Below are 17,004 nucleotides of genomic sequence, written 5' to 3'. Positions count from 1 at the left end.
GATCAGCCTCCGGTCACAGGGGGGAAAATGGCAAATTCATCTTCGTTGCGCACTATATCGACTTCCTGAGCATAATCCTGATTGACGGCCACGCGAATGACTTTATCGGCACTGAGAGCCTCGGCATAAGCATCGCCTCGGCTGCGTAAATGATCCAGCACACCAGCGACTGTATTGACGTCTTTGGGCAGGTCAATTTCTTCTTCTGCACAACCAATTTTGGTGCGCAACCAAGCAAAATACAGAACTTTCATTATTGGCTCACCTCGCTATAGGGGATGAAATCAACCAGATCCCCGGCTTCAATCTCATGGGCATGATCTGGAATTTCCACCAGCCCGTCTGTTTTCACCATAGAGGTCAAAATGCCGGAACCTGTGGTATGGAACAATTCAACAACCGGGCCGTAAGGGGTTTCTTTCAGATAGGCACGCTGCCATTCATACCGCCCGCCCTTATGTTTCATGTCAAAGGCCGCCGGGATTTTATAGCTGCGCGTGGCAATATCACGGCGTCCGCTAAAACCTGCGATCATGGGGCGTGCGATCATCATGAAGGTCACAAGGGTTGCCACCGGGTTGCCGGGCAGACCGATAAAGGGTGTGTCGCCCACTTCTCCCAAGGCAATAGGACGACCCGGTTTGATGGCTATGCGCCAAAAATTAATCTGTCCCAGCTGGCTGACGGCTGTTTTGACATGATCTTCTTCACCAAGGGAGACCCCGCCGGAGGTAAAGAGGACGTCATGATCAGCGGCAGCTTCTTTTAAGGAGGAGGTGATGAGGTCCAAATCATCGGGCAGAATGCCAAGATCAGTCACTTCGCAGCCCATAGATTCCAGCATGGACAGGACGGTATAGCGGTTGATGTCATAAACACAGCCTTCGCCCAAGGGCTCGCCTGCATCTGTAATTTCATCGCCTGTGGAAAAGACGGCGATTTTTAGTGGTTTATAGACCTGAATTTCCGTCAGCCCGACGGAGGCACACACACCGATGTCGGCGGCACGTAATTTGCGCCCTTTTTCAAGGATGGTATCCCCGATCTTGATATCTTCGCCCAGCTTTCTGAAATTGGCCCCTTTCTTGGGGGCTGCTCCTTTGGGGAAAGTAACAAAACCATCGGCTTCTGTCGCATTTTCCTGCATGACGATGGTATCTGCCTCGTTCGGGATTGGGGCACCTGTGAAGATGCGCAAGGCTTCGCCGGATTGGGCATCGCGGCCCAAGGGATGACCTGCGGCAATACGGGCTGTGACGGGCAATTTTGTCTCGCCATCAGGATTGAGGTCCTCAAATTTAACCGCATAGCCATCCATGGCGGAATTATTGTGAGGGGGGACATTTTGTTGGGCCACTACATTTTCAGCTAAAATTTTGCCGACGCATTGGCGCAAGGGCAGGGTGGTTGTATCGGCCATTGGTTTAATTTTTTCAGCCATACATTGGCGTGCCTCATCTAAGGGCATCATCGCACCGGGGGTGGCAAAACAGCTGTCAAAAACGCTCGTCATTATTTTTCTGTCCGAAGTTGCAAGTGTTCGATAATAAAATCAGCAATCGCCTCTGCGTCATTGAGGTCAATCAATACCCGCCCGTCACAGGCCAGCTTTTCATCACTGGCAATGGCGAGAATACCCTCGTCACCGGGCCAGAGGGGCTCACGTCCGTGGGCGGGGCGATGGACCTCAAGTTTGGGGTGGTCATGAAACTTGAAACCTTCCACCAGAACAAGATCGACTTTAGTCATATGGGGCAGGAGTTCTTCGACTTCAGGCTCTTTTTCATTGCGCAATTCGTGCAGTAAGGCCCAGCGGCTGCTTGAGGCTAGCAAGACTTCAGAAGCCCCTGCTTCGCGTTGGCGATATGAATCCTTGCCGGGTTTATCCATGTCAAACTGATGATGGGTATGTTTGATGGTGGAAACGGAAATTCCCTGCTGTTTAATCGCGGGGATCAATTTTTCCAACAGCGTGGTTTTGCCACTGCCACTTTTGCCGACAATGCCGAAAACTTTCATTTAATCGACCATATGTTTCAGGCCAGTACGCAGATAGTCATAGCCTGTAATCAATGTCAAAAGTGCAGCCAGCCATAAACCGACGTAACCAACGGTGACTGTTTCCGCAATCCACAGATATGGCCCGGCGTTGCCGACAATCAAAAAGCCAAGGGCCAGCATTTGAATGGTGGTTTTCCATTTTGCCAACAAGGTAACAGGCACACTGACTTTGGTTTGTGCCAAAAATTCGCGCAGGCCCGAGACCAGGACTTCACGCACCAGAATAATTCCGGCAGCGAGTACATGAATGCCGTCAATCGGGCCAAAGCCAATAAGCATGACAATCAGGGTGGAAATCAAAAGCTTGTCGGCAATCGGGTCCATAAAGCGGCCCAAGGCAGATTGCTGGTTCATTTTACGTGCCAGCCAGCCATCGAAGAAATCGGTAACACAGGCATAAACATACAGCGAAAAGGCCATCCAGTTACCCGCAGGTTCGCCCACCATATACAGGCCCACCAGGATCGGAATGATCATGATACGAGAGGCTGTTAGTATGTTGGGTAGGTTCCAGAGCATGTCAGGTCATCTTTATTCTAAATGGATTAGGCAAGAGGCATATTAGGCTGGAAAATTAAAATAGGCTATAGGCTTCTTTTTCTGAATCGTATAAAAATCACTACTTCTTTTGGGTTCATGCTAAAGTCCCGTTCTTAGCGTATTGAATAAGGTGACGTATCAGACTATGATCCGCTTTAATAATTCCAGTATGCATGAATCCCATGACACGTTCTTTTTCTTTCCTTCTTCTCACCTTGATGTTTTTGGCGTTGTCTTTTTCGTCGCAAGCAAACAGTAATGGCCCGGTTGTAGCCGTTCCGATTATTGCGCAGCTTGTGAAAAAAGATGAAAGTTCCAGACAGTGGTCCGGTCCGTTAATTGATGTACTGAAGTCTGTGGAACAACAAGCAGGTGTTCACTTTCAACTGCGCTTTGTACCGTTCAAACGTGCAGTGGTGATGACCAAAGAAGGTGAATCTGATTTTGGCGTTTTTATGGAAAGCCCAAAACGTAACAAAATGGCCATGCCAATTGTGAAATTAGGCGATGCAATTTTTGTTGTGGTCAGTTTAAAAGATAAGCCGATTACAAATTTAACAGAACTTGACGGTAAGGTGCTTGGGCGTATTCGTGGAGGCACAGACGTTAAAAGCCTGACAGCGGTTCCAAATCTGAAATATCACTATTTCAATAATCATGAAGATGGGGTGCGTTTGTTAAAAGTTGGCCGTATTGATGCCTTGTTAACAGCTGATTTTCGGGTTCTGGATGCGATTGAAAAGTTTGGATTATCTTATGATGAAATTGCCCGCCCTTTAGAGGTCGAACCACGAGGCTTATGGCTTTATTGGTCTTGGGAATCCAAACAGGACTTCAACCTTGTACGTACGATCAAAAAATTGCCAGCCTTATCCATTTCCAATATGGGAACGGTCAATTTGTATGAGAAATATCAACAAAAGGCCAAAAATTAATAGGTCCTGACCCTAGTTTTCATGAAAATGGTCATAGATGGTTTTGGCGATGGATGTGCTGATGCCATCCACTTTTCCCAGGTCACTTAGCCCCGCTTGCGCCACAGCCTTGGCAGAACCAAAATGATGCAACAGGGCTTTTTTACGTTTGGCCCCGATGCCGTCAATCTCATCCAATACCGATTGAACCGTGGCCTTATTGCGTTTGGCGCGATGGGTGCCAATGGCAAAACGATGCGCTTCATCACGCAAGCGCTGGATGAAATGGTTAACCGGGTCGGTGTGGCCCAACTGAAACGGCTCCTTGTCTGGAATGACGATTTTATCATAGCCAGCATTGCGATCCGGCCCCTTTGAAATACCTGCCAGTGTCACATCATCAATGCCGAGTTCTTCGAAGACTTCAACAGCGATATTAAGCTGGCCCTTACCGCCATCAATAATGACCAAATCGGGCCATTGGCCTTTTTCTCGGTCCGGATCTTCTTTAAGGGCACGCGAAAATCGTCGGGTGAGGACTTCGCGCATCATGGCGTAATCATCATCGCCCTGGGCCTGTTTGATGTTGAATTTGCGATAGGCATTTTTGATAAAGCCCTCTGGCCCCGCTGCAATCATGGCGCCAACTGAATTGGTCCCTTGGGTGTGGGAGTTGTCATAAACTTCAATACGTTCGGGCATGGCCTCCATCTGCATGATGCGCTGGGTTTCGATCAACAGTTTACGTTGCGAGGCACTTTGCGCCATACGCCGTCCCAAGGCTTCACGTGCATTATTCATGGCATGGGCGATCAGCTTGGTCTTATCCCCCCTTTTGGGGCATTGGATAGTGACTTTACGTTCCGCACGCACAGACAGGGCTTCTTCCAAAATGGCCTGACCGGGGAGGTCATGGCTGGCGATGATTTGTTTGGGCGGGAATTTATCGGCGTAAAACTGCCCCATGAAAGCTTCGATAATATCGGGCAACTCGTCTTTTGATCCATGGCTGGGGTAATAGGCCCGGTTGCCATAGTTGGCACCTGCACGAAAGAAAAAGACCTGAATGCAGGTTTGCCCGCCATCTTGAAAACCTGCAATCACATCGGCTTCTTCCAGTCCTGGAATGTTAATGTCCTGTTTTTGCTGAATACGCGTCATGGCCGAAATACGATCGCGATAGATTGCGGCTTCTTCAAATTCCAGCTCTTCACTGGCTGCGGCCATACGTTCGGCCAGTTCCGCCTGTAAGGCTTTGCTGTCGCCGCGCAAGAACCGTTCGGCTTCGCCCACTAGTTTGGCATAGTCATCTTTGCTGATGCGTTCTACACAAGGGGCGGAGCAGCGCTTGATCTGATATTGCAGGCAGGGGCGGGTGCGTGCAGCAAAAATATTGTCTGAACAGGGACGCAGTAAGAAGGCACGTTGCAGGGTATTCAGTGTTTCATTCACCGCCCAGGCTGAGGCAAAGGGGCCGAAATAGGTGCCACGACGGTTTTTGGCGCCGCGATGTTTCACCACTTGGGGGAAATCATGATCGCCTGTGACCAAAATCATTGGAAAAGATTTATCATCACGTAGCAGGATATTATAGCGCGGCTTGAGTTTCTTGATCAGGTTGGATTCAAGCAGCAGAGCTTCGGCTTCGGTATGGGTGGTGATGAATTCCATGGCATGGGTTTCTGAGACCATGCGTTGAATACGAATGGTGAGGCGCTGCGGCGTGGTATAATTGGCCACGCGTTTTTTTAAGGACTTGGCCTTGCCCACATACAGCACATCGCCTTTTTCATTGAACATGCGATAGACACCGGGGCGAGCCTCCAGTGTTTTGAGATAGCCTTTAATGACCTCCATCCCCCGACTTAGGGAGCCTTTGGTGGTTTGGGCCGGGACTTCCAGTCCGCTTTTTTCTTCATGTCTCACTTCGTTCATAGAAAGACAGATGGAACATTGTGGGCAATTCGTCAACCAATGTGATTGTCGCACATGTATTTTGTCGGTTATAACAACGATTAAGATTTTGATCGTTTGAGTATGAAAATGACCCGTGTCCCCCACCCGATAAAGCCCCATGCGGCGCTGACCTATAAGGAACCCATGTCTGTGCGTATGGGGCGCTGGATGCTGCTGGGGGGCAGTATCTTGTTGGTTTTGGCCTTGCTTTATGTGGTGGCTTGGTTGATTACTTCCATGAGTTTGCGCTCTGGCATTCAAGATTGGGTGGAAGCCAAACGGGCAGAAGGCTATTTGATCACTTATGCCGGGAAAAAGGCGGATATCGGCGGTTTCCCTTTGCGTGTAGAAGCCACACTTAATGACATGAAATTTGCCCCGCCTGCGGTTAAGGGGAAAAAACGCAACTGGGTTTGGTCGGCAAAGAGGGTGGGCTTTTCCATGATCCCCGTGCCTTGGGAAATCAGTATGGTGACTGTTGATCTGAGTGCGGACCAGACATTGAAAGTCGGCAACAGTCTGTTGGCAGGGCAGGCGGAAAAGTTCCAACTTGCGGTGAACTGGCTCTCAGAGGGCATCCCCGATAACACGAGCTTGATGATTGATAAATGGCAGCTTCAAGGTGGGGGGCTTGGTTTGAATGTGCGCAAGCTGGCTCTGTCGACACAACGACAGGAGAAAGGTGACTACGGTTTGGCGCTACGTGGGGAAGCCATTGATTTACCCTTGGCTATCACAGGTTTGGGACGCCGGATTTCAGATGTGACCCTTCATGCCAAAATGACGAAAAACTTTGGCATAGATGGCCTGAAGCAAACAGCATTGGGCCGCTGGCGTGATGCCGGGGGCACGCTGGAGGTTGAACGCATGCAACTCTCTTACCCCCCCTTAACCTTGCAAGGCAATGGGACGCTGGCCCTTGATGGGGCGTTACAGCCTGTTGGGGCCTTTAGCGCACGTATCCAAGGTTTTTTCCAGACGGTAAGCGCACTGCGGCGTGCAGGCGTGATCCGTGGCCCCGATGCCAGCATGGCCAAGGTTGTGTTGGGCATGTTGGCGAAGCAGCCTAAGAACGGTGGTCCAGCTACCATCAGTCTGCCTTTAACCATACAGGAGCGTGCCTTGTTTGCCGGACCTGTCCGTTTGATCCATCTGCCACAAATTGATTGGTGAGCCATGACGAAGACCCCAAATTCTATTTCAGCCAAAGACACAAGCTTTCACTTGCATCCTTATACCAATTTGAAAACCCATGAAGAACAGGGGCCGTTGGTCATTACCCGTGGTGAAGGGGTGCGTGTGTTTGGCGAGGATGGCAAAGATTATATTGAAGGCTTGTCCGGCCTGTGGTGTGTCTCGCTTGGGTTTAATGAGCCCCGTCTGGTCAAGGCAGCGCAGGCACAGATGGAAACCTTGCCCTTTTATCACAGTTTCACCGGCAAGGTACCGGATGTCACAGCAGAACTGGCAGAAAAACTGGTGCAGGTGACGCCACAGGGGCTGGACCGTGCTTTGTTCTGTAATTCAGGCTCTGAAGCCAATGATACGGCGATCAAGCTGGTTTGGTATTATAATAATGCCCGTGGTAAGCCGGAAAAAAAGAAGATCATTGCGCGTAACAAAGCCTATCATGGGGTAACGATTGCGGCTGGCTCCATGACGGGCTTAGCCTATGCTCAAAACGGGTTTGACTTGCCAGCCAGTGAGCGTATTTTGCAAACAGATTGCCCGCATTATTACCGTTATGGGCTCGAAGGTGAAAGCGAAGAAGATTTTGCCACCCGCATGGCTGATGAACTGGAAAAGCTGATTGTGGCTGAAGGCCCGGAAACGGTGGGGGCGATGTTTGCTGAACCGATCCAGGGTGCTGGCGGGGTCATTATTCCCCCGAAAGGCTATTTTGAGAAAATTCAGGCGGTCCTGAACAAATATGATGTCTTGTTGATTGCTGATGAAGTGATCTGTGGCTTTGGCCGCACAGGTCAGATGTTTGGATCTGAGACATTTAACATCAAGCCGGACATGATGACTTTGGCCAAGCAAATGTCATCGGGCTATTTGCCTATTTCTGCCTTGATGGTGTCAGATCATCTCTATCAGGTGGTGAAAGAACGCAGTCATGAATTGGGTGTCTTTGGTCATGGGTTGACCTATGGCGGTCATCCGGTGCCTTGTGCGGTGGCCTTGGAAGTGCTCAAAATTTATGAAGAACGCGATATTCTGGGCCAAGTCAATGCCATCAGCCCTTATTTTCAGGATCGTTTGCTGTCTTATGGGGACCATCCCTTGGTCGGTGAAGTGCGCACAACCGGGTTGATCGGGGCCATTGAGCTAAGTGCGGATAAAACGACAAAAACACCGTTTGATCCAGCCTTGGGGAAAGGGGCCGCTTTGGTGAAATCTTGTGAAAATCATGGGTTGATCCTGCGTGCGATGCCTGGGGACTGCATTGCGTTTTGTCCACCACTAATCAGTGAACAGGCAGATTTGGAAGAACTCTTTAAACGGTTTGATCAAGCCTTGGCGGAGATATAAGTGATGAAAACCATTGGACTGCTTGGCGGCATGAGCTGGGAATCAACGGTGAGCTATTATCAGGCGTTGAACCGGGGGGTGAAAGAACAGCTTGGTGGACTTCATTCTGCCAAGATTGTGATGAACAGTGTGAATTTTGCCGAGATTGAGAAGCTGCAACATGACGGTGACTGGGATCAAACAGCCGAGATTTTGAGTGCTGCGGCGAAAGGTGTGCAGGCTGGTGGGGCAGATTTCCTGCTGATTGGCACCAACACCATGCATAAGGTTGCCGATCAGGTCGAAGAAGCCATTGATATTCCCTTACTACATATTGCCGATGCCACGGCCATGGCTTTACAGGAAAAAGGGGTGGAGCGTGTGGGGCTGTTGGGCACCCAGTTCACCATGCAACAGGATTTCTATAAGGGGCGACTGAGCAGCCAGCATGCCATTGAGGTGCAAACCCCGGATGAAGCCCAACAAAGCTGGGTGCATGAGATCATTTATAACGAGCTGTGTCGCGGTGAGATCAAAGAAGATTCCCGCGATCTCTTCCTCGCCATTATCGAAGATATGCATGAAGAAGGCGCAGAAGCGGTGATTCTCGGCTGTACAGAAATCGCACTATTGGTGTCACAGGCGGACACAGAGGTACCCTTGTTCGATACGACGCAAATTCATTGTGAGGCCGCTGTTAAATTGGCGATTGGGCCGAAGTAGATACAAACATCGCTTGTCATTCTCAGCTCGACTGAGAATCCACTAACCTATTGAGAATCAAAAAATTTTGGATCCCCAATCAAGTTGGGGATGACGTTTTTTGAGAGTAGTTGAATTTTACAGCTTGGTGGCAATCCAGGCATTGGCCGCAGCAAGGCCGTCTTCCAGCAATTGGGGCAATTCCGGCACGATAGGGGCCACATCGGGGCCTTCACCTGTGACCAGCTTGCGTTCAATAATGGCTGCTTTTTCAGAAACGATTTTCAGGCCGAGTGTACCGGCAGAAGATTTAAGTGTATGAGCTTCTTTGCGCAGATCATCCATGGCGCCATCGGCCAATAGTTTTTGCATATTTTGCACACGATCACCTGCATCCTGAGTCAAATCGACCAGCAGGGTTTCAACCAGTTCAGCACCAACTTGTTCAACCAATTCGTTGAGGGTGTCTTCACACAGCATATCGCTCATTTTCTTGCCTATCTTTTATAATTTGGCCCATAATGGACTAATTAAGAATTTAATGCAACGTCGGTTTATCGCTTTGTTCGTGAACCCCTGGTGTGCGTTCCAATCCGGGCATTTTGATTTCAATAAATTCGGTGGCGACTTTATCCGGTTCAATGTCATCAAGGTGTAAAATCACCGCACGACCAACTTGTAAGGAGGCGGCAATCGCCCATTCCAGCTGGGCAAGGGCTGTTTTATCGCCATGGGCCTGTGCTTCTGGTAGGATGCGATGTTGCAGAAACTGGGCAACACCGGCAAAGGCACGCGAGGCTGCTTGGGCGCGACTGGCCAGTAGGGTAAAACGCGATCCTTTTTCAATCTGATCAGCCGCCTGATTAAGTTCGGCCATCATGGCGTTGACATTGACGTCTGCTTTGTCGGTTTTGGCCGCGACAAAACGCAGGAAATTGGCATAAAATTTATAATCTTCAGAAATTTTCTTCGTCATCGAAATCGTCTTCGTCTTCTATTTCAGAACCGGGCAGGGCATTGGGGAGATCCAGCCAGTGCCAATGGCGATAGACCTTATCGCAAGCCTCATCCAGTTGGTCCAGTATGTTTTCATCTTCCCCGGCAATGATGAAACTGTCACCCTCTTGATTTTCAACGGCACAGGCAATCAGGCTTTCCATACCTGCGGGACCTTTTTCCAGCTGGATCAGGGTGAAAACCTCTTCATCTTCGCTATAGCCGCTGCCGTCGATATTGATGATGAGGATATAGTTATCAACTTCAAACTGGTCAGCAACTTCTTCACCTTCGCGATCAATAATAATATCGCGAATAGCGGCAAGGCGTTCGGCAATGGCTTGCATGTCAGCTGTACTCATATCCGTTCCATTCCTATAAGGGCAGTCTGCAGGTCACAACCGTTCCTTTATCAGGAACAGAGTCCAGTGTCACGCTTCCATCGTGTAATTCGATGAAACGTTTCACCAATGTCAGGCCCAAACCGGCTCCGCCATGGCCTGCCTCCTGGGTTTCACCGCGTTCAAAACTGCCAAAGATACGATTTTGATCGGCCTGTGGAATGCCACTACCGGTATCAGAGACACTAAAGACCATATGATAGGGGTTGCGTTTGGCAGCCAGAGTGACGCTGCCACCGGGCGGGGTGTAGCGAATGGCGTTGGTCAATAGGTTAAAGATCACTTGCTTAAGGCGTTTTTCATCAGCGGTGATCCAGCCAATATCCTGAGCACAATCATATTCCAGTACCACACGGCGGCTGCGGGCGGTTTCCTTGACCAACCCAAGAACGCTGACCAGCATGGGCTGGATATCGACAGTATCCAGTTCAAGGGTGGTTTGCCCAGCTTCAATATTGGCGAGGTCCAGAATGTCTGAGACCAGTGTGCTGAGCAGTTCTGCACTGGTGTGAATACCTTTGGCATATTCCATTTGGCGTTTGTTGAGTGCGCCGAAATATTGTTCACAGAGAAGTTCAGCAAAACCAACCAGTGTGGTCAATGGGGTTCTGATCTCATAAGATACATTGGCGATGAATTCGGATTTCAGGCGGTCGGCTTCGTGTTGGGCATCGGATCGTTCACGCAGGGCCTGTTCCACAGTTGCACTGTCGGTGACATCAAGATAGGACAGCAGCGAGCCACCATCGGGCAGTGGCACGGAGGCATATTCCAAAATAGAGCCATCACTGCGAACCATACGTTGGTTATTGGGTTCACGCATCATGATGCGTGCGACCAGCTGTTCGCGAAAAGACGGCCAGTTTTCCACCCCTTCATAGAAACCTTTGCACTGTTCTAGGACTTCGGTGATATGGGGGGTCGCTGACAGGAACTCTTCAGGCAGGTGCCAGATTTGGGCAAAGGCCGGGTTAAACAGGCGAACCTTGCCATTGGGGGCAAACACGACGACGCCTTCAAACAAGTTATCCAGTGTTTCGCGTTGTACGGCGGAGAGAGCCTTGTTCGAACTTTCAAGGGCCACGGTATCGCTGACATCTTCAAAGGTCATCACCAGACCACTGACCGGGTGGGGGCTGATAATGGCCCGGATGGTGGAATTATCAGGCAGGTGCAGGCTGGTTTCTTCGCTGGCTTGCAGTTCAACAAATTTGGCAACCTGTTCCTGACGGAAGGCTTTGAAATTGGCATATTCGGGCAGTTTTCTAGTGTCGCGTAAACGATCCAAGATCTCACCGTAAGAGGGGCGGTCATCCAGCCAGTCTGTATCCAGCCCCCACAAGTTGGCATAGGCCGTATTGTAAAAGTCCAGTCTTGTATCCCCGCTGAAAATGGCAATGCCTGTGACAAGGTTTTCAAGGGCGGCACGCAGCAGGCTTTCACCTCGTTGGGCGGTTTCGACCATATTTTCTGCTGTGGTCATATCTTCGGCCAGACCAATAAAGCCTTCGCCAGCCGGTAAGGGGATTTCGGCCACTTCAAACAGGCGGGCATCGTGACCAAAGGGCAGGCTCATACGTTCGCGCACTTCGCGACCCGCTTCCATGGCACGTTGGGCAATATGTTGGGTGTGGTCTGTATCAGGGGCTGCGGGGTTGTGATACACAATATGGCCGGCTGCATCACGCATCCAGATGGGCAGGGGAATACTTTCCAAAACCGAAATAAGGCGGTTGCGTTCATTGGTCATGGTCTTGAGGGAACGCGCCATGGGACCATTAGCGACGATTGCCCCATTGGCCAGACGCATGAAAAGCAAATCGACCAAGGGGGCACCATCTTCGCTTAGAACACGTTGCCCCACAGCCTGGATCACCCGGTCATCCCCGCCTTGTAAGGGGAGAATGATATCAAAGCTCATGCCTTCGCCATGGAGGGTGGAAACCGCTGCATCCAGAGTGCGTGCCGCTTCGTCATCAAAGCAGTTCAGAATATCGCCGTAACGGGACTGGGTGCCTTTAGGCAGGTCTAGCAAAACCGCCATGCGTGCTGAGCAGTTTTCAACCCCGTTGACCACATTCCAGCGATAGAGCCCATCAGGAATGCCGACCAGAACTTCTTGGAGTTGGACAATTTGCTGGCCGAGTGTTTCACGTTCTGCCAGGCTTATTTTATTTTTACGCCACAGCCAGATGAGCGCAGGTACGAACAGTACCACGATGGCAATCATGCCTAAAAAAAGTGCGCCCAATGAATCCATGTGAAGATAGCCTTAAATAAAAATCTTAGATGATTCTACGAAGTTTAGGGTAAATGCACAACTGTTGCGCTCATCATATACTAAAATAACCTATTGAAAATAGATGGAAAAGAGATCACCATAAGATAGCCTTGATGAAAGGGAGATAGCTCCGGTGGAAGATTTTTCAAGCCACGAGGGTGGCCTGACAGCGATGACGTTGGCAGAACAGTTAAAAATCACGGAACGTGATATTGCCCAGCGTAAGGAATTGATTGGTTTTTTTCAGGATGATGAAAAGGCCCTGACAGAATGTAAGCTCTATGTTCAGGAACATATAGAGCAGATTGTTGATGAATTTTATAACTATCAACGCTCGATTCGTGAAATTCAGCTTTTGATTGGGGATGCGGAGACGTTTCGACGTCTGCACAGTTCCATGAAGCGATATGTGCTGGAATTGTTTGAAGGCTATTATGATACGACCTATGTGAACCGCCGTTTACGGATTGGTAAGGTGCATAACAGTATTGGTGTATCGCCTAAACTTTATATTTCGTCTTTATCGCGCCTTGAAACAATCCTGTATCGTTATTTGACGGATGCCAGTGATGGGGATGAGGAAAAAGCGTTTCGTTGTTCAACGGCCTTGCGCAAACTGTTGATGCTGGATATTCAGCTGGTGTTTGACACCTATATTAATTCCATGATTTCTGAAGTGGAAACAGCCAAGGAAGAAGTGGAACATTATGCTGAGACACTGGAGCAAACGGTTGCTGAACGTACCCGCCAACTTGAAGAGATTTCACGTTCTGACAGTCTCACCCAATTGCATAATCAGCGTTCTTTCTACGAACGTTTGCGTCATGAACTGGCTGTGGCAGAACGTAATAAAAATCAACTCTCCCTTGTTTATTTTGACCTTAATAAATTCAAAAGCTTGAATGACCGCCAAGGTCATCGTGCCGGGGATGAGCTGTTATCCTATATTGGTCAGGTCATGCTGGAAACGGCACGCACATCTGATATTTGTTGTCGGTATGGCGGGGATGAATTTTGTGTGATTCTGCCCAATTCCGATTGGGAAGCGACACAGAATTTTTGTAGCCGCCTGCAAGAGACATTCGATCAGGGAGAAACCTACGGGGTGAGTTTCAGCATGGGAGTGAGTGAAACCGGTCCTGAAAACTTCATTGGAATGGAAGAGCTGGTCACACAGGCTGATAGCGCCATGTATCGTGCCAAAGGGGCTGCTCACTTAAAAGGCGGGCACCAGCTTCGCCATTATGAGGATCGTGATGAAAATGAAGAAAGCCCCGCCAAATAAAGGCGAGGCTTTTTTTTAGTTTGTCAGAAAACTTAGAGAGCTGGACCAGCTGCAACCAGTGCCTTGCCTTCTTCGTTGTCTGTGAAACGACCGAAGTTCTCAACGAACATGCCAGCCAGTTTCTTGGCCTTGCCTTCCCATTCAGCCACATCTGCATATGTGTCTTGTGGGTTCAGGATACCGCTGTCACAACCGTTCAGAGACTGCGGAACAGCCAGGTTGAAGAATGGCAGGGACTTGAATTCTGCATCTTCGATAGAACCATCGAGAATACCGTCGATGATCGCACGGGTATCTTTAATGGAAACACGCTTGCCTGTACCGTTCCAGCCCGTGTTCACCAGATAAGCTTCTGCACCAGAAGCATTCATGCGCTCAACCAGGACCTTGGCATAAGTAGTCGGGTGCAGAGACAAGAAAGCAGCACCGAAGCAAGAAGAGAATGTCGGTGTCGGTTCTGTGATACCACGCTCAGTACCGGCCAGTTTCGCTGTGAAACCAGACAAGAAGTAATATTGAGTTTGCTCAGGCGTCAGTTTGGAAACCGGAGGCAGAACACCAAACGCATCAGCCGTCAGAAAGATCACTTTCTTGGCGTGGCCTGCTTTGGAAACCGGCTTAACGATGTTGTCGATGTGATAGATCGGGTAAGAAACGCGTGTGTTTTCTGTTTTGGAATTATCGTCAAAGTCGATTTTACCATCTTCAGCAACAGTTACGTTCTCCAACAGAGCATCGCGGCGGATCGCATTGTAGATATCTGGCTCAGCTTCTTTGGACAGGTTGATTGTTTTCGCATAACAGCCACCTTCATAGTTGAAGACACCGTTGTCGTCCCAACCGTGCTCGTCATCACCGATCAGCTCGCGCTTGGGATCAGCAGACAATGTTGTTTTACCTGTACCGGACAGACCGAAGAAAACAGCAACATCGCCTTCTTTGCCCACGTTGGCAGAACAGTGCATGGAGGCAATGCCCTTAAGCGGCAACAGGTAGTTCATCATAGAGAACATACCTTTTTTCATCTCGCCACCGTACCATGTACCACCGATAAGCTGCATACGCTCAGTCAGGTTAAAGGCAACAAAGTTTTCAGAGTTCAGGCCGTGCTCTTCCCATTTCGGGTTGGTTGTTTTTGCACCGTTCATCACAACGAAATCCGGCTCGTAATCGGCCAGTTCGTCAGCAGACGGGCGGATAAACATGTTTGTGACGAAGTGAGCCTGCCAAGCCACTTCTGTAATGAAGCGTACTTTCAGGCGTGTGTCTTCGTTTGCACCGCAATATGTATCCACAACAAACAGACGCTTGCCAGACAGTTGTGTTGTCACCAGACCTTTCAGGTCGCCCCACACTTCTGTAGAGATCGCTTTGTTGTCGTTTTTACCTTGATCAGACCACCAAATTGTATCTTTGGTCGTATCGTCTTTAACGATGTATTTGTCTTTCGGAGAACGGCCTGTAAAGATGCCTGTATCCACAGATACGGCGCCCAGCTCGGTCACGATACCTTTTTCATAGCCTTCAAGGCCGTCTTTGGTTTCTTCTGCAAACAGAACGTCATAAGAAGGATTATGGACAATTTCTTCGACGTTTTCGATACCGTATTTAGAGAGGTCGATAGTGGTTTGAGACGCGCTCATTTACAACTCCGGTGCATTGTTGCTGGGCTATAAAGCCGTTTTGTGGTGCTTGACTAAACTCAAAGGGACAAGAAGCCAGATTTACAGAACCCCCTGCCAAATTTGGGGCGGAAAATAACAGTTGTCCGGCCTTGAGACAACAGGCTCATTGCATTTTTATTTCGTTTTTTTTGCAACAATGGACTCATTGGCTTATACGCCCTGTAATTTCCCATAGTTGGTCAATGGTTTTTACTTCATTTTCAAAAGGATAGCGCACGATTTTGGAGGCAAGTTTCAGGTCTACCCCATCTGTATCAATACGCAACACTTGCCAATTCTTCCCCCGGTTATTGAGTAATTTTGTTGCGCAAATCCGGGCAAAATCCGGGAAAGTGGTATTGAGATGCGTAATTATGTCATTTTGAGATTCACTAAAAACTAAGGATGCTGCCGAGTCGCCCAAATATTGGGCAGCGTCAAACCAGACAGCACGGCCAAAACCGCCGACAAAATGGGCCTTTTTGACCTTTAGGCGGTAGAAGTTAAAGTCGCCAAAAGTTGCATACATTTTAGCCGATGGATGGAGTTGCAAAAAAAATGAGCATAAATTGCTGTCGTCGATTTTTTCCATTTCCCCAACAAGGCTCACGCGGGGTCCGGCCTGTGGGTTAGAGAAGGTAGAAGCTTGTTCACATAAAAAAGAGACCTTGGGATTTTGGGCAATATTCTGTGTGTGGTCAGCCAGGTCTGAAAAGAGGAAGATCGGCTGGCCCCTGTCATCAAAGGCACAGGCGCAAAATGACACGTAAGGTGTTTGGTCTTTGCGTTCCAGTGTGGCCAGTGAACCACTGCGACAGTGACGGGCAATTTTGCGGGCTTCAAATCCGGTTGCCATATTTTTTCCCTTTTTCTTTAATTGACCACGGCTCATGCAGCCTCATATAGTCATTTAAGTAGTTCAAGATTTTGACGAAAGCATAAAAACCGTGGCCCATACAATCGCCCTTGTGGATGATGACCGCAATATCATTACATCTGTTTCCATCCTTCTGGAAGCCGAAGGTTATACCGTGCGTACCTATCGCGATGGCGAAGAAGGTTTAAACGGCATTATGAACAATCCCCCTGATTTGGTAGTTCTCGATATTAAAATGCCGCGTATGGACGGGATGGAAATGCTCGGCCAATTGCGCAAGGACAGTCAGGTGCCGGTGATTTTCCTCACCTCCAAAGATGATGAAATTGATGAGCTTTTGGGGTTGCGCATGGGGGCCGATGACTTTATCCGCAAGCCCTTTTCTCAGCGTTTGTTGTTGGAACGTATCCGTGTGCTGCTGCGTCGCCAGGATGCCATGCGCCAGCAAGCAGCCGGGGGTTCCAGTGAAAGCGATGATGTGATGAAGCGCGGGCCACTGTTGCTCGATGCCGGACGTCATCTGTGTGCCTGGAAAAAGGAACATGTCAATTTAACAGTGACGGAATTTCTGATCGTTGAATCGCTGGCCCGCCATCCCGGCCATGTCAAAAGCCGGGACCAGTTGATTGATGCGGCTTATGGCGAACATATTTATGTGGATGATCGCACCATTGATAGTCATATCAAGCGGGTGCGCAAGAAATTCAAACTGGTTGATAAGGAATTCAACCAGATCGAAACTCTTTACGGTGTCGGCTATCGTTATCGAGAAACGGTTGAAAGCTGACCCTTTCAAAAAACGTCATCCTCGCG

General features: G+C 49.2%; 17 protein-coding genes. 6 read left to right on the top strand and 11 right to left on the bottom strand.

The window, feature by feature from the left end; all coding sequences use genetic code 11:
- Positions 1–2 precede the first annotated feature (2 nt).
- From moaD to pgsA, 4 genes are read right to left on the bottom strand one after another with little or no spacing between them, the layout of a single operon-like run.
- The gene (gene moaD, locus E4K71_RS13625) at positions 3–254 is read right to left on the bottom strand and encodes a molybdopterin converting factor subunit 1 (RefSeq protein ID WP_135080488.1); all 252 of its coding nucleotides are present in this window, start codon (positions 252–254) and stop codon (positions 3–5) included.
- Positions 254–1,513 carry a gephyrin-like molybdotransferase Glp gene (glp, locus tag E4K71_RS13620; protein ID WP_135080486.1) on the bottom strand — a complete coding sequence of 420 codons (1,260 nt, stop codon included), beginning with the start codon at positions 1,511–1,513 and terminating at the stop codon, positions 254–256. The genes moaD and glp overlap by 1 nt, the downstream gene beginning before the upstream one ends.
- Positions 1,513–2,019 carry a molybdopterin-guanine dinucleotide biosynthesis protein B gene (gene mobB, locus E4K71_RS13615; protein WP_135080484.1) on the bottom strand — a complete coding sequence of 169 codons (507 nt, stop codon included), beginning with the start codon at positions 2,017–2,019 and terminating at the stop codon, positions 1,513–1,515. The genes glp and mobB overlap by 1 nt, the downstream gene beginning before the upstream one ends.
- The gene (pgsA, locus tag E4K71_RS13610) at positions 2,020–2,580 is read right to left on the bottom strand and encodes a CDP-diacylglycerol--glycerol-3-phosphate 3-phosphatidyltransferase (protein ID WP_135080482.1); all 561 of its coding nucleotides are present in this window, start codon (positions 2,578–2,580) and stop codon (positions 2,020–2,022) included.
- A 203-nt stretch (positions 2,581–2,783) separates the two neighbouring features.
- Between pgsA and E4K71_RS13605 the strand changes: the two genes are divergently transcribed.
- A complete protein-coding gene (locus tag E4K71_RS13605) occupies positions 2,784–3,536 on the top strand; it encodes a transporter substrate-binding domain-containing protein (RefSeq protein WP_167730553.1) in 753 nt (250 codons plus the stop codon).
- A gap of 12 nt (positions 3,537–3,548) precedes the next feature.
- Here E4K71_RS13605 and uvrC read toward each other — a convergent pair whose 3' ends face one another.
- Positions 3,549–5,450 (bottom strand): excinuclease ABC subunit UvrC, encoded by a 1,902-nt coding sequence (gene uvrC / locus E4K71_RS13600; RefSeq protein WP_135080478.1) that lies wholly within the window; start codon positions 5,448–5,450, stop codon positions 3,549–3,551.
- Between the two features lie 108 nt (positions 5,451–5,558).
- Between uvrC and E4K71_RS13595 the strand changes: the two genes are divergently transcribed.
- The 3 genes from E4K71_RS13595 to E4K71_RS13585 are packed head-to-tail and all read left to right on the top strand — an operon-like array spanning position 5,559 to position 8,708.
- Complete coding sequence (locus E4K71_RS13595) at positions 5,559–6,644, top strand: DUF2125 domain-containing protein (protein WP_167730551.1); 1,086 nt, start codon at positions 5,559–5,561, stop codon at positions 6,642–6,644.
- Positions 6,645–6,647: 3 nt separating this feature from the next.
- On the top strand, positions 6,648–8,006 hold the full coding sequence (locus E4K71_RS13590; protein WP_135080474.1) for an aspartate aminotransferase family protein: 1,359 nt from the start codon (positions 6,648–6,650) through the stop codon (positions 8,004–8,006).
- A gap of 3 nt (positions 8,007–8,009) precedes the next feature.
- On the top strand, positions 8,010–8,708 hold the full coding sequence (locus E4K71_RS13585) for an aspartate/glutamate racemase family protein (protein ID WP_135080472.1): 699 nt from the start codon (positions 8,010–8,012) through the stop codon (positions 8,706–8,708).
- A gap of 117 nt (positions 8,709–8,825) precedes the next feature.
- Here the strand turns inward: E4K71_RS13585 and E4K71_RS13580 are convergent, their stop codons facing one another.
- Genes E4K71_RS13580 through E4K71_RS13565 form a run of 4 tightly spaced genes read right to left on the bottom strand, consistent with a single transcriptional unit; the run spans position 8,826 to position 12,344 of the window.
- On the bottom strand, positions 8,826–9,176 hold the full coding sequence (locus E4K71_RS13580) for an Hpt domain-containing protein (protein WP_135080470.1): 351 nt from the start codon (positions 9,174–9,176) through the stop codon (positions 8,826–8,828).
- A gap of 49 nt (positions 9,177–9,225) precedes the next feature.
- Complete coding sequence (locus E4K71_RS13575; RefSeq protein ID WP_135080468.1) at positions 9,226–9,663, bottom strand: hypothetical protein; 438 nt, start codon at positions 9,661–9,663, stop codon at positions 9,226–9,228.
- Entirely contained in the window at positions 9,644–10,045 is a 402-nt protein-coding gene (locus tag E4K71_RS13570) for a hypothetical protein (protein WP_135080466.1), read from the bottom strand. Before E4K71_RS13570 ends, E4K71_RS13575 begins: the two co-directional genes overlap by 20 nt.
- 13 nt (positions 10,046–10,058) lie before the next feature.
- A complete protein-coding gene (locus tag E4K71_RS13565; protein ID WP_135080464.1) occupies positions 10,059–12,344 on the bottom strand; it encodes an ATP-binding protein in 2,286 nt (761 codons plus the stop codon).
- Between the two features lie 154 nt (positions 12,345–12,498).
- Here E4K71_RS13565 and E4K71_RS13560 point away from each other — a divergent pair, with 154 nt between their 5' ends.
- Positions 12,499–13,650 (top strand): GGDEF domain-containing protein, encoded by a 1,152-nt coding sequence (locus tag E4K71_RS13560; protein ID WP_135080462.1) that lies wholly within the window; start codon positions 12,499–12,501, stop codon positions 13,648–13,650.
- 32 nt (positions 13,651–13,682) lie between these two features.
- On the opposite strand, the gene pckA is transcribed toward E4K71_RS13560, so the two are convergent.
- On the bottom strand, positions 13,683–15,293 hold the full coding sequence (gene pckA, locus E4K71_RS13555; protein ID WP_135080460.1) for a phosphoenolpyruvate carboxykinase (ATP): 1,611 nt from the start codon (positions 15,291–15,293) through the stop codon (positions 13,683–13,685).
- Between the two features lie 184 nt (positions 15,294–15,477).
- The gene (locus E4K71_RS13550; protein ID WP_135080458.1) at positions 15,478–16,206 is read right to left on the bottom strand and encodes a pyridoxamine 5'-phosphate oxidase family protein; all 729 of its coding nucleotides are present in this window, start codon (positions 16,204–16,206) and stop codon (positions 15,478–15,480) included.
- A gap of 55 nt (positions 16,207–16,261) precedes the next feature.
- Here E4K71_RS13550 and E4K71_RS13545 point away from each other — a divergent pair, with 55 nt between their 5' ends.
- A complete protein-coding gene (locus E4K71_RS13545; RefSeq protein WP_135080456.1) occupies positions 16,262–16,978 on the top strand; it encodes a response regulator transcription factor in 717 nt (238 codons plus the stop codon).
- The last annotated feature ends 26 nt before the right edge of the window (positions 16,979–17,004 follow it).

Origin of the sequence: Terasakiella sp. SH-1, assembly GCF_004564135.1 — a bacterium.
Lineage (GTDB): Bacteria > Pseudomonadota > Alphaproteobacteria > Rhodospirillales > Terasakiellaceae > Terasakiella.
Note: the sequence above shows the minus strand (reverse complement) of the source record. Positions and strands in the feature narration are given on the sequence as shown.